This window comes from Candidatus Cyanaurora vandensis, assembly GCF_013285555.1.
Lineage (GTDB): Bacteria > Cyanobacteriota > Cyanobacteriia > Gloeobacterales > Anthocerotibacteraceae > Cyanaurora > Cyanaurora vandensis.
This window is the reverse complement of sequence record NZ_JAAXLT010000105.1, coordinates 15,844-39,909: the sequence shown is the minus strand read 5'-3', so window position 1 is coordinate 39,909 and position 24,066 is coordinate 15,844. Positions and strand designations below refer to the sequence as shown.

Here is a 24,066-nt window from a genome sequence, read left to right as displayed (position 1 = left end):
TTTCTTCTGAGGAAAGGAAGCTTTTACTAAGCATGGTTGTAACATTTTTGGACATTGAATAATTCCAGTATAACGCATTTTAAATGCTTGTCAGCTTACGCCAATGCTCATAAATAAATGCTTTTAGCGAATCAAAATCAGCCTGACTCAAATACAGATTCGCATCAAATACAAATAAATCTTTATGGGCTGGCCCAGATATTACTGCGCTGCCGATGGGGGTATACCGGGCTGTGAGCTGCCCCGCCGATTGCTTGCGCCGGAGTAAGCCTAAGCCATCAAAATGGCTGAGTCCGTAAGTGAGGATAGGCCAACCTACCATCGAAAGCCGGAACTCAGATCCAAAGAGCATTAGTTAGACCTCGCCGTGCCTAGGGCGGCTGGGGAGGATGGATGGCTGGTTATTAGCACAGGACTACCGGGGGCAAAGGAATTTTGGCCCGTACTTAGAGCGAGCGGAGCCCTGGAGCCCGCCGGGGACTCGATGAGGAGGCGGCCTTGGCTGACCCCCACCGCACTCCCCGCCAGAGTCGGCGCAGCATCAAGGATGATCTGGCGATTGGTCTGCCGCTGCTGGTGCGCGGCTTGCTGCTGGATCAAGTGCCCAAAAATTGTGACAACTGGCATCACGAAACCTGGACACGGGTAACTTTCGCCACTAGGTTGACCCCGGCGGTAGGGCAAAATGCCCGGATAACTGCACCATTATTCAGGCGGCCCTGGTCCACGGCCCTCATCAAACTTTTGGCGGGTACAACGAGGACCAGTTGGTCACTGGCCGTGGTTCCTCCAAACTCAATAGTTACCTCTAGGGCCACCGCCGTTGTGTTATAGAGATCGAGCGTTACTTCATCGAAATCCACCGGAGACGAAGTTGCATTGTGCACCAGGGTACCGGGCGAAGCCGTGGCTACTACCCTTACAGGGCGATTATTGGTGGACCCCGAGGGTATGACGAGCGCGAATGAATTACCCATTTAAATCTCCTAAGACACTTAATTCAAGGACATCAACGTAGGCCACCAAGCTGTAAAAATCCCCCAGAGACCTTGCAGCCAGGAGATCGTAATCGCTTAGGCGGAAATCTTGTGGTGAGGCAGAAGCTCCGCCCAAGCCAAATACTTGTATCGGTCCGGGGGCAACAATTGCGGGCACCTGCGCCCAAATCTCTCCAGCACTAATGACCGCAAACTGTGGAGAAAAGACTCCAGAGAATAGCACTTTGTTGGCGCTGTTTAGGCCAGAACCGTAAATTCTCACTCGGTCCCCAACTTTAGCAACGTAGGTGTTTAGGGAGGAAATCCCAGGGATGGGGAGAACCGTAAAGATCCCACTAGCAGCGAGACCGCCAGAGGTAGTAATCACCAAGGGACCTGTAGTTGCACCTGGGGGGACTGTAGCAGAAACCTGGGAGCCCACAGTGGCAGCCGCACAAGCTACACCGCCGATAGTCACATTCGATCCGCCTAGGTTCAGGCCAGTAATCAAGAAGGTTGCCCCTACCCCCCCTTGTGCAGGGACGACACTAAAGATTTGCGGTGCAAGGCTAGTTGTAGTCCCCAATGCCCCCGGATCCAGGGTGTAGGGCGGGATCATACTCGGTCTGGCTTGGACCGCAACCGTGAAAGTCGTGGCGGCGGTAGCTCCGACTGCATCCGTGACCGACAAGGCAGCGGTGAAGACTCCTACCTGAGTAGGGGTACCGCCGATAAAAACTCCGGCTAAGCCAAGACCAAGCGGTAAACCCGACACAGCAAACACGTATGGTGCCTGCCCTCCATAAGCTCCAACCTGAGTTGCCGGATCGAGTTGTACCCCCTCATAAAGGATCTGGGGCTGAAAAGCCCATATAGACAAGGAGCCAGTGGGAACCGAAACGGGATAGGGAGCGCGGAACGGTACCGGACTAGAAAGTTGGCCCAGGTATCGCCCCGCAAATCCAAACCGCGCCTCAGAGCCTTCGAGCGCGAAAACACAGCTTTCCATTTTGTAGGCTGCATTGTGAATCCAGACGCTAGCGAAGGGCTCGAATTCCTCCAGGAAAGCATCCGGGATAGGCATGATCACTTGATAACCAAAATGGCGTTGGGCTATCAAACGGGCACAAGCGGTAGCATGGGCCTCATGCTGTGCATCCGACAGCAGATAGGCCGAGGAGAAATCTTGCTCCCGGCGCGAAAAGATATCCCCGGCATTGAGAGCCAAACCACAGGTCCCTCTCAAATTGACGGATATTTCAGCCAAACTCTCTGAGCGATATTGGGTGGGCAAGGGGTCGACCGCCGGAGTGACGGTCGTGCCCTGGAGAACCTGTACCTCCTGGTAAGACGTGGTATTTCCGGCCTCAGACCCAAACCCCAGTATCCATCTATTTCCCACGCTTCGAGCGGAAGGATTCACACGGAAACTAAGACTCCCCCCCGAGGGGGCATAGGGCGGCAATCCTGCGGTCCCCCCTGATGCCTGCAGGATTGCTCCAGGATAAATCAGGGGGATTACCACTCGTGGCAGGGTACGGGTTAGAGCTTGAGAATATTTACCTAGCTGAATTGCTGACGCTGCAAAGGTTGAAACCTCATACAAAGTACGTAACAAGCTCCGTTGATAGTCAAACTTCTGGTCGTAGGCGTTCAGGGTAATTTCACTCAGGTCGTACTCACTAAAATCCCGGACTATCAGGAGTTCGCGGCGGGTCTGCCACTTGGCGTAGGTGTACCCCGCCACAATGCCCGTCACATCATAGCCATAGGTTTTAATCTCTTGGAGGTAGGGAAGTAAGGTACTCTGCAAACCCAATGTAAACTCTGGGTGAATCGGGTCCTTGAACGCAGGGCGGATATCGGCTTCTATCGCCGTTAAGTGCTTGGTGAATGAGTAATTAATCAAGCGATCCAACTCATCATAACCATATGCGAAAACATCAACTTGGCGGGTAACTAGCTCCTCTTGCTGCACAGTATCAAGTTCCATTCCGCCGAAAGGATCACCGGGAACAAGTAGTCCCACAAGCGGTGCACTTATCCCTGTCGTAGACTGCACATTGGGATGGCGATGGCCCGCAAGCCTGACATTCTCCCACTCGCTGTAGCCTGCGACCCCAGCGCTTGCAATGTGGCTCCCATAGTGCATCCCGAGCAAAGCCCTGGGCACTTGGGTCGTTACCGTCAAAGTATAGGTATTACTGTTCGGGTCCTTAGTTGTGGCGCGGACGACCCGCTGACCAATAATCTGAGTATTTTGATAAGCCACAGTATTGGATACTAATGGCAGTCCGTACCAATCTGTATTCCAGACACTTTCAACGACACTCGGGACTATACCTACCGCTGCACGAGTGGTAATTGTGTCTAGGGTTGAGTTATTCGTGTAGTCAGCATTATAGGTGAGCGTCTGGCCCGAGGAACGGACCAACTTCGGGGGGGTTTGAGTGAGCGGTTGCCGCTTATAGACATCAACCTCAGCCCGAGAGCGCACCAGTGAGGGAACTGGTGCGTTATCCGAATCACTTAAAAACTGAATAACACCAAATTTATCAACCCAAAGATAATAATTGAGTGGCCCAACCAACTGCCCAGCCAACTCAATTAAACTGCCTTGAAAATTGACGATAGGAAAACCGATCACCTCCGCCAGTGGGCCAGTAAGCGGAGTATTTATAGCTGCGGCAGGCACCCCCGCCAACAACAGCGCACTCTCCGCAATTTGTGAGCGTAGGCGACCTACGGTGATGGAGGCCCCATCTACCAAAATTCCGTCCACGTACCGGGCGGGGGTCCGATAATTATTGAAACCCAGAAGACAAGCTAGTTCACAGCGGCCTAGCCCACTCTCCTCGTCATACCAATAGGTTTGAATTTTCCCGGTCCAGAGCTGCTTATAACTGCCCTGGGCATTACGGAGCAGAAGCGTTACGTCCTGCCCAGCGACCCACAGCGAGTTGGTGCGCTCATCTAAATTGAGCGCATCTAGTGCGATTAAAGAGCCCGCCTGACCGTGCAGCTCCATTTCCCCAGACCAAGGGAGAACTCCCGAGAGGGGATCAACGGTCGGCATTCCCACAGTGAATTTATTTACATAGGCCGTGACATCCTGCACCCCTACCAAGACTTGATACGCCCGTAGAGCCATATTCAGAACAGCTTTTGTGGATGCGGCACCCGTGGGCACAACCTCCTGGGCACTGGCGACAATCAGCACCCGCCCATTCCCCCAAGGCTCGGCCCGACCATCCCAGCTCAGCAGTACTCGGTAGACGGCTGGGTATTTCACCGCGCCCGTAGTTGGCGCGGAATCAAGGGTAGCTCCCGGCGCAAGGGTGCGGGTTTTCGTCGGAGTTTCAACAAAAGCTTCGCGCATATCAGCCAAATCTACATAGGCCCGCTGGTGCTGTGCCCGCAAAAGCGATTGGTGCTCATGGTGAAGTAACTCGAATTCGCGGATTTCGGTCTCGTTCAGGAGCAAGCTCAAACTCCAAACGAAGGAAGGCTCCGCTAGAAATTTGGTACTAGCAAGATTCCCTTGCTGAGATATCAAAACCTGGATTTGGGACTCTGTAGCCCAATAGCGGCGGCAACTCAACAAGGTAGCTGTATCCAAGAAATTTCGCGGCCCATAGGCAAGCCGCAGCCCCACGGCGGGCAGAATCAACTCAATCGTCGTACCAATACCGCTGGGCATTAGTTCTTCATACTCCGATACTGCTCTCGGGCACGGTGCTCCATCACCCGCATGACCGTCCCAGTCACATCATCCGCCCCATTTATCGTGATATCCCCGCGAGGCTGATTAGCAAGTGATTTCCCCAGCCCCCGGATTGCCGCTAGCAATTCCTGGTTAGAGGCTTGATTCTGCCCTCCAGGAATTTGCATCGCCCCCAAGCTCGCAGCTAAGAAAGCCCCGCCCTGGCGATTTAACGGCAAGACCAATTCGGCACTCCCGGCCTCGCCAATCCGCGCCACCGTGCCGCCAACCCGAGGAGAAACAATCCCCCCACTGGCAAAGGGCATGGGCATATAAGCTCCAAGGCCGATTAGGTTGGCGTTTGCTCGGAAAAAGGCCTCCATCCCGCTCGAACCTGACCCCATTGGCTGATTGGGATTCTGGAACCCGACATTTGTTCTGGGGTTGAGATAAAAGTTTTCCAGAAATTCGTTTCCGTTGAAAAGAAGTTTCTGGCTAGTGCCTCCTGAAGCGGCTTCAAGCGCAGAGCCCAAGATCTGAGCTGATTCCACAGCCCCTTGTAAATTCACCTGAGTAGTTTTAATTGAGGAATTTAGCTTTTCTTGCTGATTGGCTGCTTGCTCGATTAAATTTACCGCCTCTACATATTGATGATTAGTCGAAAATACTTCCTGCCGGACGATTGACTGAGCTTCGGCTAGCTCCATCGTGTGCTTGTACTGGGCTTCAACATCGGCGGCAACTTGGTCGTAGGTCTTCGGCCCACCCTCACCAGTAAGGGGGTTAGTCGGAGACCCAAAAGGAGTTTCCTCAGTTACATTACTTAGATCTAGCACCGACTTACCGAAATCCTCCAGAGGCTTACGCTTGGCTTCCTCGGCAAGCATTCGCTCAGTCAACGACTGTGCAATTTCTAGGCGGCTCTGCGCGATTGCCTTATCTAGCGCGAGTACCTCTTTACTACCCTCCCCAGTGATTTTTACTTGCTGGTAACGCGGCTCCTGGGCTATTGCTAACTGTTTCTCCTTGCCAGCCAGATTAATTTCAGCACGCCGAATCTCGAAACCTTCTTGCTCTACAAGCTTCTGATTGAGATCCTGCTGCAATCTCACCAAATCCAGTTGCTGGGCAATCTCTGCTTTTTCAGCAATGCTCTGGAGAGCTTCTACCTGCGTTATAGCCGCTTGTCTGACCTCTTCCGCCACCTCAGTCGCGGTCTGCCCTCTTTTCTTATCAGCTGCTGTAATGCCCCCTAGCATCTGCTCCAGCTTGGCTAGGGCCACAAGTTGCGCTTGGGCGGCTGGCTCTGTGATGGCATTAGCCCGGATTTGCTCATTTAGTCGGTCTTGCTCAGCGGCGATTTGCTCCCGGATGGAGCTCACCAGTGCTTGGTTTAAGGGCTTGCCCTCCCGCTGCTGTTGAGCCACTCGCCCAAGCTGTTGGGCCAAATTACCCAGCCGAGAGGCACCGTTGTTGACATCATCAGCGAATTCATTGATGCGTAAATTCTTCATGGCTTGGTAAAGCCCATAGGTAGCAGCACCCGCCGAGGCCGCGACTACCGCATAGGGAGCCAAGACTGCGGCTGCGGCTCCCGCACCTATAGCTATGCTGCCAAGCAGGGCAGGAACCCCCAGGGCCGACAATCCTGCCCAAGCGGTAGTAGCGGTTACTACCGCGCCACCGAGGAAAATTAATCCGCCGCCGACATTTTGTACCGGCTGGGGCAGGCTATTAAAGGAGGTTAAAGCCTTATTTAATACATCTAAAAATGGCCCGCCAAGGGTGACTGCTACCCGGTCGGCATTATCCTGCAAATTCGAGAGTTGCCCTCCTAGCGTCTGAGCCTGGGCCTCCATCCCACCAGCCACACCCTTAAGCTCCCCAAAGCTGCTGATTACTTTAGCGATCGCCTCTGGGGTTTTAGCTACGGTCTGACTTACTCCCTTGAATGCCAGGGTGACTTGATCACCAGAGCTACTGGCCTGAATGCCAAACTCTTTAAGCCGCTCAAACTCCCCCGTAGTGGCATCAAGGAAGGCCTCTATCACCTGTTGTAGATCCTTGCCCTGCGAACCAGCAAGGTCACCCAATTCGGTGAGCAGTTTATTGGTTGGTTCTAGGCCACGATTTTTGAGGCTGATGTACGCCTCCGTGACTTGACTGACCTGAAACGGGGTACTGGCGGCAAAGCTTTGGATGGTAGCAAAGGCTCGGTCAGCGGCTCCCTCACTGCCTAGGGTGGTTTTGAGGGTAGTGCGTAGCTTTTCAAATTGCAGATTCGTCTGGAGTGCCGATGAAGCCAGCCCGGTGAAGGCTTGGCTGGCTTGGGCTGTGAGCTGGACCAAGGCAGCATCGCTAACTTTGGCCTGCTCCTTGATACCTCCTAGCCCCTGCTCAATTTGTTTCAATTGTTGGCGGAGTTTATCCGCGCCTTTGATATCCCCCAGTTTTTCGAGTTCGGTAATCGCCTTTTTAATCGTTGCACTAACTTCGTCTTGAGCCAGCAGCTTAATTTTTAGGCTGAGGTCTTGGTCTGCCACGATTAGTCCGCCATCCAGCGGTGGATATCATCATCGAATGTTGCCAGGACTCCCTGGGGCGCGGCGCGGAACATCTGCTCCGCCCAATCTCGCTGGGACTGCACTGGATTTAACAGTGTGTTGTACTCAGCAAATAGCCCCTGGAGTTGACCCGCACTTAGTTCTCCCCAGAGTGCTAGTGCGCCTTGCCCCCCAACCAGCAAGATCAGTTGGGCAAGTAGCCGCCCCTCCGCATCTTTGGCAGGCGGCATCATGTTTCCGTCATTTTTTTGCGTGTCACCCTGCTGTAAATCAGCCAACAGCAACTTCTCAATCAAGCTAGGCTGGCTGCCCACCCCAATAAAAAGGCTCTCGGTTAGAGCCTGCCATTTTTCAAAATCCTTAGCCTCCGCCCCCCAGGCTACTAGAGCTTCAAGTATGGTGGTGGCAGGGCCGCCCCCAACCACCGGTAGCATTGCCATAATTCGCCGGGTACATAGGGCACCCCACGGATGCAACAGCGTTTGCCCAATTCCGAGACCTAGTTGGTAGTGCAACTTTTTGAGTTGCTCTAATAGCGCCAGCACATCCGGGAGGTTCCGTTGGGTAGGGGGCCTCAGCAACTCTCTCTGACCCCCCGGTAGAGTGATTTCAAGCATGGCTAACCTAGAATCACGCCGGTGTAATCAATGCTGTAGGGCAAATCAACCCCCGCCGTCGGGAAGAGATTAAAAGTTAGAGAGGTCTCCTGTGCCCCTGGATCGATTTTGGATTTCTTGACCGACTGCGCTTGGGGGCACTCAAACCGCCAAACCCTTGCGAATTTATCAATCCAGTACCCCAGGATTGAATAATTCCCAATCAAACTTGCTGATAGAGCTAGCACAGATGCAGAGGGGAGAGCGGCCTCCCAGGTGGCAACCAAGCCAGCGGCGGCGGCGTGAAAAGTGAAACCTCCGTTGACGACCTGATAAAACTGACTAGCCGTAAGTACTGGAGAGCCAGCACTAGCTACTCGCGTCAATTGGGTAGTCGTCCCATTAGCCGCACTCAGCGAGCATAATGCCGAATCCGCTACGAGTCCGAAACCCAGAGTCCCAGTAACTGCTGCAGGATAGCTCAGACTAGCTGGTACTACGAACTGGTTGCGTACTGTTACGACTTTATTAATAGTCCCGAAAAGCCGGCCTAGTTGCATCTCCATGATGCTGGGGTTGTGAATCCCCGCACCAAACTTCACCTCAAGCTGCGCGGATTCCTGGGTGATGTACTGGTCTACAGGAATCATCCGTCCCGTGTTGGATAAAGTCATCTGAGTCTCCTCAGAGATACCGGGATCTAGAACCGGAGTGCACGTAGGGATGGAGAGCAAAGCTCCCGCATCTGTCTTAAAAAAACATTTCCCGCCAATGAAGCGGTTGTAGAACGTCTCGTTAGCTGTGGGCATCCGGGTCCTCCTCGACACGAATAGCAATTGCAGGGTCAGCTTTGGCCCAGTCAGGCACGAGCTCAGCCGGATAAATCCATCCTGAAATCAGCACTCCACTGTTAGTCTGGACCGGTTGAAGTAAGCAGTATTGTTCTTGCATGTTGCCTGGGCTCCTTAGTAGAACGCGGGTGCATACTCATACCCACTGGGTGCAGGGCTAAAGTCAATGGTTTGATTCACCTGCATCCACGCAATCAGTTGTTCCGTCATTGGGTGGTCCCTGTTGGTGTAAGGGACCACTTGACCAGTCGGAAGATAATTAACAGCATCAACCAGCCCCAAATCATTTCTGAACACCACATAAGTGAACCCAGCCTCATAGGAGGCAGTAACACGGGAGGGGGAAAGAGCAGCAAAGCGAGACATGGGTAACTCCTTTATTTACGGACGGGCTAAACGGTACGAAACCAAGACCGAGGCGTTAAGCTGACCGGGTGAGGTATTTCTTGTCACCCCAATTTGGAAGTTAATGATGCTGGTAGCCGATAAATCAAGCAGCAACGCTAGGGGCCGCGCTATGATGTAGCCCGTGCCGACGCTCCAGGGCGAGGACGTGTAAGTATCCAGGCTGGTAATAGCGAGGGTGCTAGCAATTCGCCGCAGGACGAGAGACCAGTTGTTCGTCGCGTCGTTTGTGGTGGCGACAGTGCCGCCAATGACCCAAGTCTCCAAATAAATGTTGTAGGTCCCGGGCCTTATCTGTGGAGGGGTTAAGTTCAAAGAGCTCGTAGTAGATATGGCGTTTGCAGAGACAACCGCCGTGAAGAGCTCCGCCGAAAGCCAATCGGTCCCGCTCCAGTACCAGAGGATGCGCGGCGTGGTTTCAAACCACAACAACCCCACCGTCGGACTACTGGGCAAAGTATCACTATTTATTACCGCCCCCTGGGGTCCGGTCGGCCCGGTTGCTCCTGTGTTCCCAGCGGGTCCCTGAGGCCCAGTAATTCCCGTGGCCCCTGTAGATCCCGCTGGGCCTTGGGGACCAATCTCCCCTTGAGGTCCAGTAGGACCGACGGGACCTGTAGTTTGCAGGGACTGGATAGTGACGCCGTAAGTAGTCCCCACGCCTGGACGACCAACAGGTAAAATGTCAGTTGCTTGCGGCACAGTAATCGGGAGCGATGTGATTTTTTTGTCCTGGGCCTGCACTTGGGCCGTCAACAGCAATAGGCTCAGCAAAATTTTCTTCATTGGATTAAATATCCTCCTTCTTCAAGGCTCAGAAAACCGCCTTCCTCTAAGGCAATCCGACCAGACTCGGTATCCAGAGGTAGATACGGGGCTTCTTCGTAGTACCGAGTTGGAGCTACATATAGCTGGGCGTAGATGTGATATTGCTGCTCATCCACGCCCAAAAATCCCTCCTTTTCCATGTAGCCCGGATACTCCCAGCCACCAGAAAAGCCAGTTAGGAGGTCACGAGTTAATGTCAGCAAGGGGTGAGCAATTTGGCTGCCTCCTTTTACCCGTAGGGTCAGCTCAAACCGGAGCATCCGGTCTTGGATCACCGGGCGGTCACGCCTAGGGGCTCCAAAAGCAGAACTCTGATAGGCGATTTGTAGTTCCCGTGTGGGCAGTGCCATCCCCTCGCGGCGGGGGGCCTGGCTGCCAATCACGTAGCACCCAGCCACTCGGAGCGAATAACTTAGCCGCTCCCGGATTGCCTGTAGAGCTGGGGTTATGTCATCCCGCATTACCATCCCCATCCCCCAGGACTCTGCGTTCGGTCACGGGTATAGAGATCCAGACTATCGCTGGTAAATGCCCGGTTCAGCTCTTCGTAGTCTGGTAGAGCCGTTTCAATCATCGGTTGATCCACTAAATCCAGGCCAAGATTGGCCCGGCCCGCAGCTAGGTCCTTCAGGAAGGTCAGCGCATACTCGTAATTCGCCTGCGTGGTCTGAGTTGGGGCATTGGCCTCTAATATGTAAAGTGCTATTGATACTAGATGGCGTTTCAGCTCCGGGGGCACACTCTGCAAGGGTAAAATCCCCGCATAGCGGTTACGCAGGTACGAATTAGCAATCCCTGTAGTTTCAGCTAAAACATCGTTGAGATAGCCCTGATTGACAATGGTCGCTGTGGGATTACTCAGGTTAGTGAGCGTAACGAGATCAATCCCACGCTTGGCTAGGTCGCCCTCAATGACATACAGAGTCGTCATATTAGACAACCACATTTTTCAGGTAGAAGCCTGCGGGAGCCGCAGCAACAACTTCTCGACACCGCATTCCAGCACGGACGCGCTGGCCTCCCATCAACCCAATGCCAGAATCCGGCTTGGAGCCAGCGAAGCGCGTACCCCACTGAGCGGTGAATCCCCAAGTCATACCGCGTAGATTATCCGCGACTCGATTGCGGTAGAGCAGTGAGATATTCTTTCCCCAAGCTCGCTGGATGTTCGCCGCCTGCCCCTTAGCATTGCGGTTAATTCGGGCCTCCCCAATCAGTAGCTCTTGTAAGCCAAATAGATTAGCAATAAACTCTTCTGGCACAATTCCTCCAGAGCCCGCATTCCGGTTGTACGCCTGGACCACAAACGGATTGGAGGCTAGCCCGGTCAAAGCGTCGCGCCCAATAACCATAATGTTAGGCCGCATGATAGTTTGATTCATCGCATTTTGGATGGTCTTGATCGGATTTGCTGCATCATTGTTAAATTGAGCTACTCCACCGCCTGCGCTTAAATCCTGAATATTTGCTGCAAGATAATTCGCATCATTAAATACGAGGTTCGACACGCGAACCTCCCGGTCAAGTAGAATCAAGTCCATTAAGCCTTCCGCCGCCCGGCCCAAGGGATCATAGTTGGGGGGAGCATTGTCAATGTCATTTTGTGGGATCGGGTCATCTAGTCCATAATCCAAGGTGAAGGAAGCCTGCCGTTGAGCCGAGAAGTCAACCTCATTAGGCCGTCCTTTGCGACCCACACTAGTATCCGGGACGGTATAAGACTCTTCGAGAGTATGTAAAATCCATTCAAACTCCTGTTTACCCACGGGCACAATCGGCATCACTTTATCAGCAATCAAATCAACATCTTGATTCTTATAGGCAATAGCGATTGCCGTTAAATCTGAACGAATTGGAAAAGGGGCATTAGCCATTTAATCCTCCAGAGATAATTTTAACCTTGGATTGAATCCGGTCCAAGCAAGACAGAACCAATATCGCCCGCTACACCAGCCTGGACCGCAATGCCAATAGTGCGGTTGTTGATTCCCACTGCTGGCGCGGCAACAACGGCCTTGCCGGTAGCATCGGAGGTCAGCAAAGCTCCACGAGTAACAACTCCCCCATAAACGACTTCACCCATACCCAGGAGCACTACATCTACACGCTCTCCGGCAGCAGCATCTAATTCAATACTCAGACCAAACATCGTATCGGCGGGGGCGGCGGCCTGAAGCACACTGTTTTCGGTTGCACCGAACTTGACGATTCTTCGAGCACTGATTGCAGCTTGAGCGGTATAACTCTTGACCAAAAGTTCATTCTTAGCCATTGTCTTGCCCCTTCATGACGTGGTTGACAGCTTGAGTGTAGTTGACCGTGCGACCAGCTTTGCGCTGGTCTTCAGCGTATTCACTAGCTTTTGCAGCGATTTCTTCGGGGCTCATTTTTCCGGGAATCTGGCTCTTGGCTCTCTCACTAAAGTCAACTTGCTTGGGGATTTGTGAAATCAAACCTTCAAAAAATTGCAGGAGAGTTTGGGTTTGCTTCTCGGTTCCTTCGCCAAATTCAATAGTGTCCGGGACTTGACTGAGGGTAGACATAAGAGCACCTATCCCTGGCTTTTGGAAATCTAGGATGCGCCCCTCACTACAGAGTTTTTCAAGGAATGCAGCGTGTTTTTGTGCGTCAATCTGCGTTTTAAGGCGGGTAATTTCTGTAGTGAGAGCTTCACGTTCGTTGGTGGCCTGGGACACGGTAGTAGGCTCCTCGTAGTTGGGTTTTTGTTGGCTTTCTTCACGAGCAGCCGCTTCGAGATCGCTTATCGTCTGCTCGGGTATTACGGTATTAGCCTTGTCGGGTCCCTTTTCCTCAATTAACATCTCGCGTAAGTTACGAGCCATGCGAGAAAGGGCCAGCCAGCCCCACTCAGTCATGCTGAAGTCTACAGATTCTTCAAAGTCTGCTGTGCTCTGGCATTCCTGATAATCATACGTACTTAGATCAGGCAAGCCCTTGACCGCCGGAGGTTGGGCACCCAGGGCCGCGACGTGACGGAGGTAGAGTTTGCCGGGGGTAGGGTTATTGGGGGATTGAGGTAGATAAAAACTGGCTGATTTTTTTAAAAAGTGCCCGGTTTCCACCCAGTCCAAAAAAGGTCCGGCTATTTTCTCAGAGAAGGCTACCAGCTTATTGCCAACGACTTGGAGCTTCTGTATCCATCCCCAGGCAGGCCCGTTGGTCTTGGGATGCCCAAGGCACCAGGGGGCAGTGTGTTTGTGGGGGTCGTAGGCGGCGGCGCACTCCTGGAGATCCGCCACGGTGAAGGTATGGGTACTCCCGTCCGAGGCGGTGTGGGTACCAGCGGTGAAGATCACTTGTGGGCTAAGATTCTTGGGCACAGCGAGACTAAAATGCGTTCTCTATAGTGTCCAGCCCAGGGTATGACAAAAGTAAGTCTGACATTTCTTGTACCAGTTCATACAACAAATTGTCGGGTCTATTACATAGTGAGGTGGCAGATCAGGATTTCGAGGATGCGGCGGCAGTCTTCGGTGGATACTCCTAGGAAGGGACGGGCTGGCATTTTGATGGAATAGGCTCCGACTTGGACGGTTTGGGCGAAGTTTGCTTTTTTGCGTTTAGCGAAGCGGCTACGGTCTGTGCGTTGGTTGACTCTGAAGAGGAGTTCGCGGGTGCTGGCTTGTCGCTGGATGGTACCACCGAGTTGATGGATAGCTCCGTAGATAAGGTTGGTGCCGATGGATACGCCATCTTCTTCGGCTCGGTAGGTGATGGAGCGGCGGAGGGCGCGAGACTCGGTGAGGGTTTTAGGACCTTTTTTGCTCTTGAGATAGGCGATGCTGAGGGGTGCCCAGGGGGTGCCATCGGGGGCTTGTTGGCGGTCGAAGTTGCTCTCGACACTGAGGAGCATGTGTTCGCCGATGTCTTTGAGAAAGGGCCGGAGGTTATTGGTTTGGGACAGCAGCCGGGTGAAGGCTTGCTGTACCCGGGTGTCGTTGATTTCGACTTTGACTTGGGTCATCAGTAAATTCTGCCTGGGACGTTGGGCCGGAGGGTGGGGAGAACGTCGATGATATGTGCGTCTTTGCCATATTTCTTAACGGCTAAGTCGGCAATGGTTTGAAAAGGGCTGGGGTCATAGCCAGGAATATCTAAAAGGAGAATAGGCCCCAAAGAGATGTTGAGAATGCGCTCTAGGATTTTGTCTTCTTCGCACGTCCACACATAACGGTCATAGTCGAGGTCTACGACGCATAGCTTTTGATGAATTCTAAGAGTAGCGGTCATGGGTGGCCTCGCACGAGGTTAAACAGGAAGTCGAAGTAATGGGGATCGTCGTTAATGAACTTCAAAGGAGACTGATACAACAATTGTAACCCAACTGAAATTATTTCTGTGGCGGTGTCGTTGGGGTAAACTCGTCCTGCATATGGGATTTGGAAGTGGTCAGCTAGGGTAAATTCGTCGGAGTTAAAAGGTGGGCCGAGTGGGATAGGTTGTTCTGCTTTTGTGCGTAGGGCGCGGAATTCAAGGGCTTTTTTGTGTACTTGAGGGTCATTTTCTTCTAGCCAGTGGGCTAATTCGTGTACTAAATCGCCTGGGGGGGCCTTCGGTGACATGAAAACTTGACCCTGATAATAGTAAGAAGTGATGCGACCGGGGCGTATTTCTTTGGAGGCGATGGTAATTGATATATTTTTGTCGTTGAGACTTTTTAGGGCCAGGATATTACGGAAAAAATCAGCCTCTTTTTGTAAATCTGGGATGTTTTTAGGGAGTATTTTTTGGTCAAATTTAAGTTGCAATCGTGAGGGATTCTCTACGAAAAGTAATTTTTCAATGTTATCTGATGCTCTTTTTTCGGTTGCTTTAATGACTTGATAAAGGTTCTCCGCCGTTTTTGCTAGGCGATTGCCTGCTTCAGGACGTTTGCGCTCGAAAGCGGCTTGCATTCGTTGTTCGGTGTTTTGGAAGAGTTGGCGCAGGCTATTTTGTTCGCTGGCTAGGCGGGAGTTGAGGGCGGTGAGCTTGTCGCGGGCTTGGTCTGCGGTGAGATTGGAGGTGAGGGCTGGGCCAAAGGCGGATTCGCCTACGTTGTAGGCCCAGCCGGGGTCTATACCCTTGGGGACCTCGATGGTGCGGTTGGGGTTGGCGGGGTCGGGAACTTCTCGTGTCTTGACCGGTGGGCTGGGGTCAGGGCCGTCTTTGCCCATGCGCTGTAAATCGGCTTTAGAGAGGGTGAAGACTCGGCAGGAACAGAGCCAACCGTTGGGGGGGTAGTGTTGTGACCACCAAGGATCGTCAGCGGTGAGGACTAGGCCGTTCCAGGCGAGGTGCTGGGGTCTGGGGTAGCGGGAGTCGCCGTGTTTGTAGAGCCAGTAAGGGCGGTTTTGTAGGGTGTCGGGGTCAGTCATCTGGGCGTAGCGGCCTGCGGCGTAGGCGGTGCTGAGGTTGGTCTGGTAGATGATGTTGGTGCGCCATTCTCGTCCGCCTTTGTAGGCCCAGCCTTGACGGGCGACGATTTCATCAAAATCTTTGCGAAATTGTCCGAGGCTCACGCCGTCTGCGATGGCCCGGTCTACAGCCGACTGGAGGTCTAGCAGAAGGGAGGCTTTCATGGCTCCGGCGACAGTGAAGGCGCGGGTGTGCTGGCCCTCCCAAAGGTCAGACCAGGACTCGGTGGGGATAGGGACTTTGGAGCGGAAGAAACGGATTGCTTCGTTAAAGGGAAGCTGTTGCCAAGGGTCAGCCACCTTTTTTTACCTCATAGCGGCCCACCATGAACGAGGACACGAAGGCTTGACCGAGTAGGGCTTCGAGTTGTTCGGTGGGGAGGTCGGGGTAGAGGGTTAAAAGGCGTTCGCTGAAGTCGTCGAAGTCGTTGGCTTGGGTAAGTTCATTTTTGATTTGTTCGACCCAGGCTTCGACGAGGGGGCTTGCTTGCTCGGTGACGCGGCGGGTGTAGGTTTCGGGGATGGGTGGGGTGTTGTCGGCATAGTCGCGGTTAAATCCAAAGGTGTTATTCCAAAGTTTGCGGAAGAAGTTGCCTTCGGAGAGGTTTATGTTTGCGGGGGCCGAGTTGGGAGGGACAGGGAGGGGTTTACGGCTGGCTTCAAACATGCGGCGGAGGGCGGCCTCATCAATTTGAGGGAATCCGGCCTTCAGCAGTTCAAAACCAACGTCCGGTTGCAGCTCCTGAGCTGCAACCGACTTCATTGCTTCGAGCAGGGCTTGGATTTGCGCTCCATTTAGGCCAGTTGGCAGGGGTTGACCGTCCACGGGTAGGGCGGTGGGGTCGAGGGTGGGCTGTACTTCTGTCCATTCACCGCCGTAGGTATCGGTAACGTACTGGAGGGTAGGACGGAAGCCCATATCAAAAATCATTTTGTCGCGTTCGGCTAGGGGTTTGAGGTCGGGTTCATCTTGGATGCGGCGGTAGATGCGGGGGGGCTTAACTGATTCGCCGTAGTTGTAGAAGGTGTGCCAACGGGCGGGGCCTGCATTAAAACTGCTGCAAATCAGGTCGGCATCGGCTTTGACAAGTTCTTTTTTGACGGAGTTTTGGACATCGGCTTTGTATTGACCGCCGACTGCCTCAGAGGTCATCATTTGACCGAGGATGAGTTTGGCGATGTAGCTGTCCATCAGATTTTGGAAGCCGATGTAGTCAGCACTACCGCTACGACTGGCTTCTAGGAGTTTGATGTCCATGCCCTGGGGCGTGACGATGCCAGAGTCGGTCATGATAGCCCGGAGAGTGGATAGGAGTTTTTTAATCTCGGGCTGGGTGGTGCCGGGTGGGAAAGAACCGTAGGGGGTGGGCATCCCAAATTTTTCGAGATAGACCAAGAAGAACTTCAGGCCCTGGCGTTTGAACAGAGTGGGCCAATAAAGCCAGTGGGCAAGGGCCAGACCGTAGGGTTCATCACTGTGCCAGGCCCCCGAGCAGAAGCTCCAGAATTTACGAGGGAATTGGGAAAGGGGAATGCCTAGGGGAGTGTCCTGGGTGATGAGTAGGAGTTGCAAGTCTTGGTTGAATTTGAAACGGCGGGGGTTTTTGGGTTTGACCTGTTTGATGACATATTCGCTACCGTCTCTATCCCAGATGATTTCCGCGTGAGAGCGGCCAAAGAATATGCCGTAGTGCATCTGGGCTGTGACCTGATCCCAACTGGTATCGCTGATTTGATCGACATCGGGGTAGAGGTTTTCGAGGTTGTACTTGAGGGCATCGGCGGCTTTTTGTTCGGCGGCTCCTGGGCCTCCGGGGATGACCTCCAGTTCGCGGGAGATGACGGCGAGGCGGCGTTGCTGAAGTAGGGCGGCTACCTGGGCATCGTCTAACACTTTTTCATAAAGGTCGAGATCTCCTGTGCTGCGCTGCCAGAGTATCTCGTCCTGGGGTGGCAAGATAGGGCCGAGATAGCCGCGCGTAATATCACGCCCGTCGCGGGTGGTGGCGATTTCGGCATTGAGCAAAGGTTTTTTAGGGTCACTCTCGATGGGGAGATCATTCGGGCCAAGGATTAGAGCCAAGACATATCCTCCTGTTGGGTATCGTGATGGACGCGGATGGTTCCCCAGCCTGTATCGGTCTCTAGGACTTGGACATCGCGCATTGAGTCGCGGGGGATGCCGAGCCAGTAGCCTTCAATGGGGGCGACGGGCATTTGGGTGGCGTGGTGTAGGTTGACTAGGGCGATGGCGGAGTCGGCGTGTCGCTGGAGGCCGTTGGTGCCTTTGCGTTTTTTGTCAGAGGGTTTGGGGATGCCTTTGACTTGGATGATTTCGCCGTGATCCTGGAGTAAATCTGCGCTTTGGGGAAGTAAAAACATCCGGTCGCTGAGGGCGCGACGGTAGCCGGGGAAATTGTTTAGGTACCAAGTCTCGGAGGCTTTGATACAGGCGATGCGCTGCGCTCCGTAGCGTTGTAGGGCGAACTGGGCGAGGATGCTACCGTTGCCGCGTGCGTCCATTGCGCCGCTCATGAAGCGGGGGAAGCGGTCTACGCAGTGGTAGAGGATTTGCTCTTGTTCGCGGGCGGGGATGTGGGACATCTCCAGCACAAAAGGGACGCGGGTGATGAGGTCGGGTTGCACTTGCCCCGGGGCGAAGACGGAGAGGTCGCCTTCCAGGGCGAAGTCCATGCCGAAGTGGGTACGGAGGTTGGGGTCTAGTGTCGCTAAAACGAGATCGAGCACATCCTCAATCCAGTCTTGGATATTAGAGCGGCGGTATTCGTCAGACTCTAGGGCGAATTTTGGCTCGCGGCGTAGCACGAGGACGGGGAGGGATTTGTCCATGCACTGTTGGACAAAAATGCTGGGGATGTAGCGGCTACCTCCCAAGGCGGCGATGCAAAATAGCTCTTGGTCGGCGCGGTCGCCGTAAAAACTGACGATTTCGGCCCGGTATTTGGTTTGGGCTTCGGGTGTCCAGGGTGTGCCACTGGCTAGACAAATGCGCTGGTATAGCCCTTCGCCTAGGGCATCGTCGAAGGTAGTGGCGAATCGTTTATAGGGTAACTTACCGCTTAAGATGTCTTGGTCGAATTCGTAAAATTCGTTATCGGTGCCGTTTAGAGAGCTCATGATGCTGACACTACCGCCCCAGACCATGAAGGCAAGGGCGGCTTCTAGCATCTGGGGAAATTGGTCTACAAAGGCGGCTTCATCAATAATCGCTCGGCCTTTGCGGGAACGGAAGTTGCGCGGATTGCTGGCGACAGCTTCGACTTTGTGACCGGAATTAAAGACGAGTCGGTAGATTTGGACGGATTTTCGTTCTTCGCCCTCATACCAGACCTCTTCGTCTTCTTCTATTTGGGAGCAGATGGCATCGAAGGCACGGGCGAAGGTGGTGGCATCTTCGATAAAAGTGCGGGTCATCGTCTTTTCGTAGCCAACATAAATGGTGTTTTGACCTCCGCTTGCTCCGGCAATGAGGGCAGAGTTACCTGCTTCGCACCAAGAGGCACCTATACGCCTTGATTTGACCCAGGATTTGACCTTGGATTGCTCGGCACACCAACGACCCTGATAGGGCAGAAATACGCCGCCCGGTGCATTCTTTGCGGCCCAGGCGAGTTGGTCGGGGTCAAGGGTTGGGGCGGTGGTGGGGCGAGTCTTAGACATCTGGCAGGATATTTAGAAATTGGGCGCGGATGAGAGCGGCGGTCTCTGGGCTGTAGCCTCCGTCTTTTTTGAGGGCGGCTTCGGCGCGGTCGGCGGCTTCGTGGATGCGGCGGCGCACGTCGGTCAGCCATTTCTTTTGGTTGATTTGGGTTTGGGAGAGCTTGGCGACCATATTGCCTAGCTGGGATAGGAGTTTGACTAGTTGGTCGGGAGAGCCTTCGAGTAGGGTTTTATCAGTGAGGAGTTTGAACGTGAGCGTAAGTATCCATTGGGCGGTGGCATCGCCTAGGAGGTTCTCTTCATCTTCGACTTCTACATTTAGGGCGCGGGCTAGGTCTACGGCCTTGCGGACTTCTTCGATGTGATCCCGGTGCCTTTTTGCATGGCGACCAATCTGGGACAAAGACAGGTCATAGCCTTCTTCTTTGAACCATGAGAGTATCCCTAGGTAGTCGGTGAAATTGTTCTCCCGGAGCTTACGCTCAAATTCGAGGCGTAGGTTTTCGGGGAGGCGGGAGATTTTTGAACGCTGTGGCATTACTTCTCCAGGGGACCATAGGAGCGTTGTAAGGAATCTCGGAGTTGATTAATTGCTCCCGTATTGGCATCAATTTTCAGGATCAGCCTTTCGATTAGTCGCTCGGTGCGCTCCTGCTGGGGCGTGACTACCTGGAACTGGAACCAGGCCAAGCACAGAATTACAGGCAGAAACGGTCCAAGTAATTTTGCTATGGGGGTCCAAGCGGTTATCACCTCTGGGGCTAGGTCTGAACTCTGAGCGGGTTGCATATCATATCCCTCCGAATTGTTGGTAAGCAGCGGCGAGTTTGGTGTCATATTTGTTGCGCCGATATCCGGCCCCGTTGTAGTGATAAGCAAAGTCAATCCATCTACATTCACGCAGGTACGAGACCAATCTTTGTTTGGTTATTAGTTTGCAAAAGGCGTTGAGACTAGCATTTTCGCTGACCTGCATAGCATTGAAATAGTCTTCCACGCTGGTATAGCCACACAATTTCCAGTTGAAGCCCATGATTTGGAAAAGGTTGAGGCTGGTGGAGAGCATAGCAGCACTTTCGTTTAGGGCCAGGGCTTCGTTGACGCGCTGCCATTCACGAGTTCCACCATAGTAAAGCTTGGGGTTCCAGGTGGGGGAACTGAGGTGGGGGTGGCTAAATTGATAGCGGCCTTTGGTGAAGCGATGGAACCAGTGCGCCTCGAACAAGCATTTGGCCCGTCCGTCGGACAGGAAGCCGCGACCCTGGGCTTCGACAGAGACGACAGCTTTGAGAGTAGCGGTCGGTACACCGAGTTTGGCGGCCGCCGCTAAGTAGTCATTGGGGACGAGGCTTAGGGTGATGGCTGGCGAGGCTGGGGGCGTGGCGGGTTTGAGGAATTCCGCCATCTCTGCCATCGCACGGTCAGCGTTGGGGATGGTTTGCTTCCAGTCGTAGGTGAACATCAGGGCCTGGATATCGGTGGGACTGACGGGACCTTTGAGGGTTTTCATAAAGGCTCCTGCACGGCACAGGAAATCACCGATTTCTTGTCGGGAAGTTTCTAAATCGAGGGTTTCAGGATTCATGGTTTCGGTTTGGCCTGTTTGATGGTGGTGATTTTTTCCCAGGAGCGAGAGACGGAGTAGCCGAGTAAGCAGGTGCCAAATAGCCCTAGAACGCTATCTGGGATTGCGCTGAGATAGGCCGCCATGCCTGCACCGAGTTGCTGTGCGCCTTGGGGGTTAAAGATGGCAAGGATGCCAACGAAGGGAGCTAGCAGAAAATAGAGGCTGACGGCCCAGATAAAGCTTGGTCTTGCGCCACTGGTGAACCAGGAGGCGGGTTGGGCTTCGGTTTGGATGGCGGCGTACCGGGCTTGAATTTCTGCGAGTTGCCCATCCTGCTGCATTTTTGCAAATTCTAATTGCGCTTTGGCCTGATCTTCTGCGTTGGGGAAGATGCGTTTGATGAGGTCGGTGCCTAGGGAGAATAGCAGGTCGAACGGCATGGATAGGGCCTGAACGCTGCTGTAATCTTCGGGGCTACCCTATGACAAAAGTAAGTCTGACATTTTATGCACTAGTCCTGTTCGTCGGGTCTTGGGTCAGCGCGGACGCGGAAAATGGTGCGCTGGGTGAGTTGGTTTTGCTTGGCTAGTTCAAGGCTAGATTTTTTTTGCTGGCATATTTGCATATTGCGTTTCGCGGCAAAATAGCTTTTGGCAGTGGCGATCCGTAGGTGTGTCCCACCATAGTAATCCTGTAACTTTGTGGCTGCTTCTACTCCGCAGAGGTCTAAGATTTCGCTGTTTAGCTTGTTTCTGGGGATGTAAAGAGAGTCGCCTCCGTACCTACTAACGATTCGTAAGCAAAGCTCTAGCCCGATGATGTTGACTAGAGCTTTTAGGGATGTGGGCAGGAGGCTATAGTGCATTGGGGCACACTTCCAAAAGGCTACATTGAGATGGCTCAAGAAATCACGTAGTTCATCCGACTATCCCTCCTGGGTATGCGAGACTAGCTCCCCGAGAAAGGCAGCAAACTCCTCATACTCCGGCAGGGTCAGCTCCCCTCTCAAATTTTTCTTGTAGCTTGCGAACAGGTGCTTTTTGCCATCGGCACCCGACCAGCCGAGAATCTTCAAATCCGCATCCGTCTGGGCTTTGAGTTCGGCAATGCGCTTGCCCTCAGCCATTGCCTCAGCCCCAGGCCACGGCGGGTTAGTGCCCGTGGTGGATACCTGTCGAGGCGTGGGGGCCACGGGTGCAGAGGGGCGGCTTTGGGGCTGGGGAGGAGCCACGGGCACGGGAGTTGATGGGCGTGGATCTTCATCCGCAGGGCGGACCAGCCCCGCGAAAGCCATAGCACGGGCCACGGCGTTGTCCTCCGCCTCCTCCACACAGGCGCCAGTGCCGTGGGCTGAGTAGCCGCCATTCACCTCAGCCCGGACGATATAGCACGGCTCGATGTGCAGTAATAGTGTGTCAATCATTTTTTACTCCAAATCAGGATTTAGGGGCTGCATCAAATCCTGTACCAGAAACTCCGGCGCATCGCCGAGAGCGAAGGGTAGCCACCCACCGGGGTATAATCCCCATCACCCAGAGGATCATTGTGGTATCACCACTCACCATCACCTCCTAGGCTTGCAGCCAATTCATCCAAAAAGGCCCAGTAACTCCTGGAACACTCTGCCTCCCAGCACTCCTGACAAAAGCTCAACCAGCCATCCTCGGATGAGGGCTGTTCTGCTTGGCAAATGCTACGAAACCAACTACTCACCCTGCCCCTCCTCGGTTTTCACAGGCCCACGCTCAATGATTTTCTTGAGAGCTTCAACGCACTGATTCCCCTGCTTGGGGTTGAGCCACTCAAGCCGAGAGAGCAGCTTACGGTCTGTCTTGTCCCGCCCGAATAGCTGCCCGTTTACGAAATTGAGGAGCGCGGTCTCAGACCCATCCCGGATAATTGCGGCCTTTGAGCCGGAGATCCAGAGGGCACGGAGCTTATCGGCGTGGGTCTTCTCACCCGCTGGCTTGTGCTTGCTACTGGGGGAATAGTTCCTCACCTGTCCCGATTTCTCGCGCAGGTGGTCCGCCAGCCGCTTTAGCTGATAGTCATCAAGCTGAGTGGAGCTATTGCACTTACCGCCGCTCAAATCGTGGATGATGCCCCTGTACACGTCATCCGGTAACTTGGCCTTGGTTTTCATCGCGTGAATCGCCCGGATTAGCGAGGCGCGAGCCACTTTGTTGAGGCTAGTTAGGTCAGGCTTGAACTTTCGCATCACAATTCCTCCGTGAGGGTTATCCATATTGCGTAGATAGTCAGCACCAGCGAACATCTCAGGATCAAGATGAGGGCCTCACACCGCTTCATCACCCACCTCCGGCTTCCCAAACAGGGCATTGAGGTAGGTGCGGCCTACATTGGGCACCCCGTGTTGCATCAGAAACATCGCGAGGGCCGCTTGATAAAGCCTTGTCTCATCCCATTCCTGGTTTTCTCCAAGCCAAGCCGTCACCTGGGTGTGCAATTCATCCGGGATTTCAGCAAGTACCGAAGTCATAGCGATCTCCTTATTGAGTGCAGTGGTTTTCGGGTCCAAGCCCAAGCGGAGTTGCCCCGCCAGTTCCTTGAGTACCCGCCGCTGGCGACTGATTTGTTTGAGGGAATGGAGCGCACGACCCCGCAGGTAGTTAATCCCCGTGAGCAGAGCTTCCGGCGAATCCGCGAGGTAGTAGCCCTTGGTCGGGCAAGCCGCGATAGCCTGCCCCTGAAGCCGGAGCATGGCGATGATTTTGCGGAGTTGGCGGGTTTCGTCTGGCCCAGGGGCGCAGCCCACCGCCGCTCTGACTAGCTCTGTTGCGGTCAAGCCAGCCAGCTTCCGGTCACGGCGAGATTCCAACACTGCAAGAACACACTCCGTGGTCAGGTTCACGGCTTAGCCTCCAACTCTCCACCCAGAAACTCGCGATAAGTTGAATACAGAGAGTTATTCGTCATGGCCCACCTGCTCCACCGGAAAGGACGACAGCATAAACCGCCCAGACTGGACAAACTTACGAATGTCCTCTAGGGCTTGCTCAGACACAAACTCGACAAGCTGCACCACCACCGTGTGGTAAACATCACCCGTGCCCAGCGACCGCTCCTCAAACCCCAGCGTCAGCTTGAGCGCATCCAAGGCAATCGCTTGATTTTCCGGCCCGGACACTTCCAGTTGGTACAGGAAATCCCGAAACTCCCGCTCCGACTCTCCCCGCAGCACAAGCAAGCTCACTGCCCGGTCAGTATCGAGAAAAGCGAGTACAAGATAATCCCCGTAAACGTTTTCGCTTTGGTAATAATCAAAGACCTGGACCGTCATACACGGCCCGACCTCCGTAGACCTGCCATGCCAAAACTTACCCCCAAACTTAGAGCAATCCGCCCGGTAAGGACGGGGCATCCCCAGGTAAAGAATCCCGGTAGGCCGGGGCTTTAGCGCGAAATGCGGAATCCCAACAAGCTGAACTTTACCCATCACCAACCATCCTTTTTGTT

The 24,066-nt window shown here is 53.8% G+C and carries 27 protein-coding genes; all 27 read right to left on the bottom strand.

The window, feature by feature from the left end; all coding sequences use genetic code 11:
* Nucleotides 1–79 precede the first annotated feature (79 nt).
* Nucleotides 80–352 (bottom strand): hypothetical protein, encoded by a 273-nt coding sequence (locus HFM78_RS07355; protein WP_287128781.1) that lies wholly within the window; start codon nt 350–352, stop codon nt 80–82.
* Nucleotides 352–627, bottom strand: coding sequence for a hypothetical protein (locus HFM78_RS07350; RefSeq protein WP_287128780.1), 276 nt, complete (start codon nt 625–627; stop codon nt 352–354). Before HFM78_RS07350 ends, HFM78_RS07355 begins: the two co-directional genes overlap by 1 nt.
* Nucleotides 627–977 carry a hypothetical protein gene (locus tag HFM78_RS07345; protein WP_287128779.1) on the bottom strand — a complete coding sequence of 117 codons (351 nt, stop codon included), beginning with the start codon at nt 975–977 and terminating at the stop codon, nt 627–629. The genes HFM78_RS07350 and HFM78_RS07345 overlap by 1 nt, the downstream gene beginning before the upstream one ends.
* The gene (locus HFM78_RS07340) at nt 970–4,677 is read right to left on the bottom strand and encodes a putative Ig domain-containing protein (RefSeq protein ID WP_287128778.1); all 3,708 of its coding nucleotides are present in this window, start codon (nt 4,675–4,677) and stop codon (nt 970–972) included. The genes HFM78_RS07345 and HFM78_RS07340 overlap by 8 nt, the downstream gene beginning before the upstream one ends.
* Nucleotides 4,677–7,223, bottom strand: a complete 2,547-nt coding sequence (locus HFM78_RS07335) for a tape measure protein (protein ID WP_287128777.1) — start codon at nt 7,221–7,223, stop codon at nt 4,677–4,679. The genes HFM78_RS07340 and HFM78_RS07335 overlap by 1 nt, the downstream gene beginning before the upstream one ends.
* A 2-nt stretch (nt 7,224–7,225) precedes the next feature.
* Nucleotides 7,226–7,684 carry a hypothetical protein gene (locus tag HFM78_RS07330; protein ID WP_287128776.1) on the bottom strand — a complete coding sequence of 153 codons (459 nt, stop codon included), beginning with the start codon at nt 7,682–7,684 and terminating at the stop codon, nt 7,226–7,228.
* Between the two features lie 179 nt (nt 7,685–7,863).
* Nucleotides 7,864–8,649, bottom strand: a complete 786-nt coding sequence (locus HFM78_RS07325; RefSeq protein ID WP_287128775.1) for a hypothetical protein — start codon at nt 8,647–8,649, stop codon at nt 7,864–7,866.
* Between the two features lie 156 nt (nt 8,650–8,805).
* Nucleotides 8,806–9,057 carry a hypothetical protein gene (locus HFM78_RS07320; RefSeq protein ID WP_287128774.1) on the bottom strand — a complete coding sequence of 84 codons (252 nt, stop codon included), beginning with the start codon at nt 9,055–9,057 and terminating at the stop codon, nt 8,806–8,808.
* Nucleotides 9,058–9,072: 15 nt separating this feature from the next.
* Nucleotides 9,073–9,882, bottom strand: coding sequence for a hypothetical protein (locus tag HFM78_RS07315; RefSeq protein ID WP_287128773.1), 810 nt, complete (start codon nt 9,880–9,882; stop codon nt 9,073–9,075).
* Nucleotides 9,879–10,385, bottom strand: a complete 507-nt coding sequence (locus HFM78_RS07310) for a hypothetical protein (RefSeq protein WP_287128772.1) — start codon at nt 10,383–10,385, stop codon at nt 9,879–9,881. Before HFM78_RS07310 ends, HFM78_RS07315 begins: the two co-directional genes overlap by 4 nt.
* Entirely contained in the window at nt 10,385–10,855 is a 471-nt protein-coding gene (locus HFM78_RS07305; RefSeq protein ID WP_287128771.1) for a phage protein Gp36 family protein, read from the bottom strand. The genes HFM78_RS07310 and HFM78_RS07305 overlap by 1 nt, the downstream gene beginning before the upstream one ends.
* A 1-nt stretch (nt 10,856) precedes the next feature.
* Nucleotides 10,857–11,798, bottom strand: a complete 942-nt coding sequence (locus HFM78_RS07300; protein WP_287128770.1) for a hypothetical protein — start codon at nt 11,796–11,798, stop codon at nt 10,857–10,859.
* Nucleotides 11,799–11,818: 20 nt separating this feature from the next.
* Complete coding sequence (locus tag HFM78_RS07295; RefSeq protein ID WP_287128769.1) at nt 11,819–12,196, bottom strand: capsid cement protein; 378 nt, start codon at nt 12,194–12,196, stop codon at nt 11,819–11,821.
* A complete protein-coding gene (locus tag HFM78_RS07290) occupies nt 12,189–13,265 on the bottom strand; it encodes a hypothetical protein (RefSeq protein WP_287128768.1) in 1,077 nt (358 codons plus the stop codon). Before HFM78_RS07290 ends, HFM78_RS07295 begins: the two co-directional genes overlap by 8 nt.
* Nucleotides 13,266–13,366: 101 nt before the next feature.
* A complete protein-coding gene (locus tag HFM78_RS07285) occupies nt 13,367–13,909 on the bottom strand; it encodes a phage virion morphogenesis protein (protein ID WP_287128767.1) in 543 nt (180 codons plus the stop codon).
* Nucleotides 13,909–14,175 carry a hypothetical protein gene (locus tag HFM78_RS07280; protein ID WP_287128766.1) on the bottom strand — a complete coding sequence of 89 codons (267 nt, stop codon included), beginning with the start codon at nt 14,173–14,175 and terminating at the stop codon, nt 13,909–13,911. Before HFM78_RS07280 ends, HFM78_RS07285 begins: the two co-directional genes overlap by 1 nt.
* Complete coding sequence (locus HFM78_RS07275; protein ID WP_287128765.1) at nt 14,172–15,641, bottom strand: phage minor head protein; 1,470 nt, start codon at nt 15,639–15,641, stop codon at nt 14,172–14,174. Before HFM78_RS07275 ends, HFM78_RS07280 begins: the two co-directional genes overlap by 4 nt.
* The gene (locus tag HFM78_RS07270) at nt 15,634–17,424 is read right to left on the bottom strand and encodes a DUF935 domain-containing protein (RefSeq protein ID WP_287128764.1); all 1,791 of its coding nucleotides are present in this window, start codon (nt 17,422–17,424) and stop codon (nt 15,634–15,636) included. The genes HFM78_RS07275 and HFM78_RS07270 overlap by 8 nt, the downstream gene beginning before the upstream one ends.
* Entirely contained in the window at nt 17,415–19,022 is a 1,608-nt protein-coding gene (locus HFM78_RS07265) for a hypothetical protein (RefSeq protein ID WP_287128763.1), read from the bottom strand. The genes HFM78_RS07270 and HFM78_RS07265 overlap by 10 nt, the downstream gene beginning before the upstream one ends.
* Nucleotides 19,015–19,560: a phage protein Gp27 family protein gene (locus HFM78_RS07260; RefSeq protein WP_287128762.1), complete on the bottom strand. Its 546-nt coding sequence runs from the start codon at nt 19,558–19,560 to the stop codon at nt 19,015–19,017. Before HFM78_RS07260 ends, HFM78_RS07265 begins: the two co-directional genes overlap by 8 nt.
* Nucleotides 19,560–19,811: a hypothetical protein gene (locus tag HFM78_RS07255; protein ID WP_287128761.1), complete on the bottom strand. Its 252-nt coding sequence runs from the start codon at nt 19,809–19,811 to the stop codon at nt 19,560–19,562. Before HFM78_RS07255 ends, HFM78_RS07260 begins: the two co-directional genes overlap by 1 nt.
* A 1-nt stretch (nt 19,812) precedes the next feature.
* Nucleotides 19,813–20,532, bottom strand: coding sequence for an N-acetylmuramidase family protein (locus HFM78_RS07250; RefSeq protein ID WP_287128760.1), 720 nt, complete (start codon nt 20,530–20,532; stop codon nt 19,813–19,815).
* Between the two features lie 71 nt (nt 20,533–20,603).
* Nucleotides 20,604–21,029, bottom strand: coding sequence for a 3TM-type holin (locus HFM78_RS07245; RefSeq protein WP_287128759.1), 426 nt, complete (start codon nt 21,027–21,029; stop codon nt 20,604–20,606).
* A 485-nt stretch (nt 21,030–21,514) separates the two neighbouring features.
* Complete coding sequence (locus HFM78_RS07240; protein WP_287128758.1) at nt 21,515–22,012, bottom strand: hypothetical protein; 498 nt, start codon at nt 22,010–22,012, stop codon at nt 21,515–21,517.
* A gap of 282 nt (nt 22,013–22,294) precedes the next feature.
* The gene (locus HFM78_RS07235) at nt 22,295–22,807 is read right to left on the bottom strand and encodes a regulatory protein GemA (protein ID WP_287128757.1); all 513 of its coding nucleotides are present in this window, start codon (nt 22,805–22,807) and stop codon (nt 22,295–22,297) included.
* 78 nt (nt 22,808–22,885) lie between these two features.
* Nucleotides 22,886–23,461, bottom strand: a complete 576-nt coding sequence (locus tag HFM78_RS07230) for a DUF2811 domain-containing protein (RefSeq protein ID WP_287128756.1) — start codon at nt 23,459–23,461, stop codon at nt 22,886–22,888.
* Between the two features lie 54 nt (nt 23,462–23,515).
* On the bottom strand, nt 23,516–24,046 hold the full coding sequence (locus HFM78_RS07225; RefSeq protein WP_287128755.1) for a hypothetical protein: 531 nt from the start codon (nt 24,044–24,046) through the stop codon (nt 23,516–23,518).
* Nucleotides 24,047–24,066: the final 20 nt, after the last annotated feature.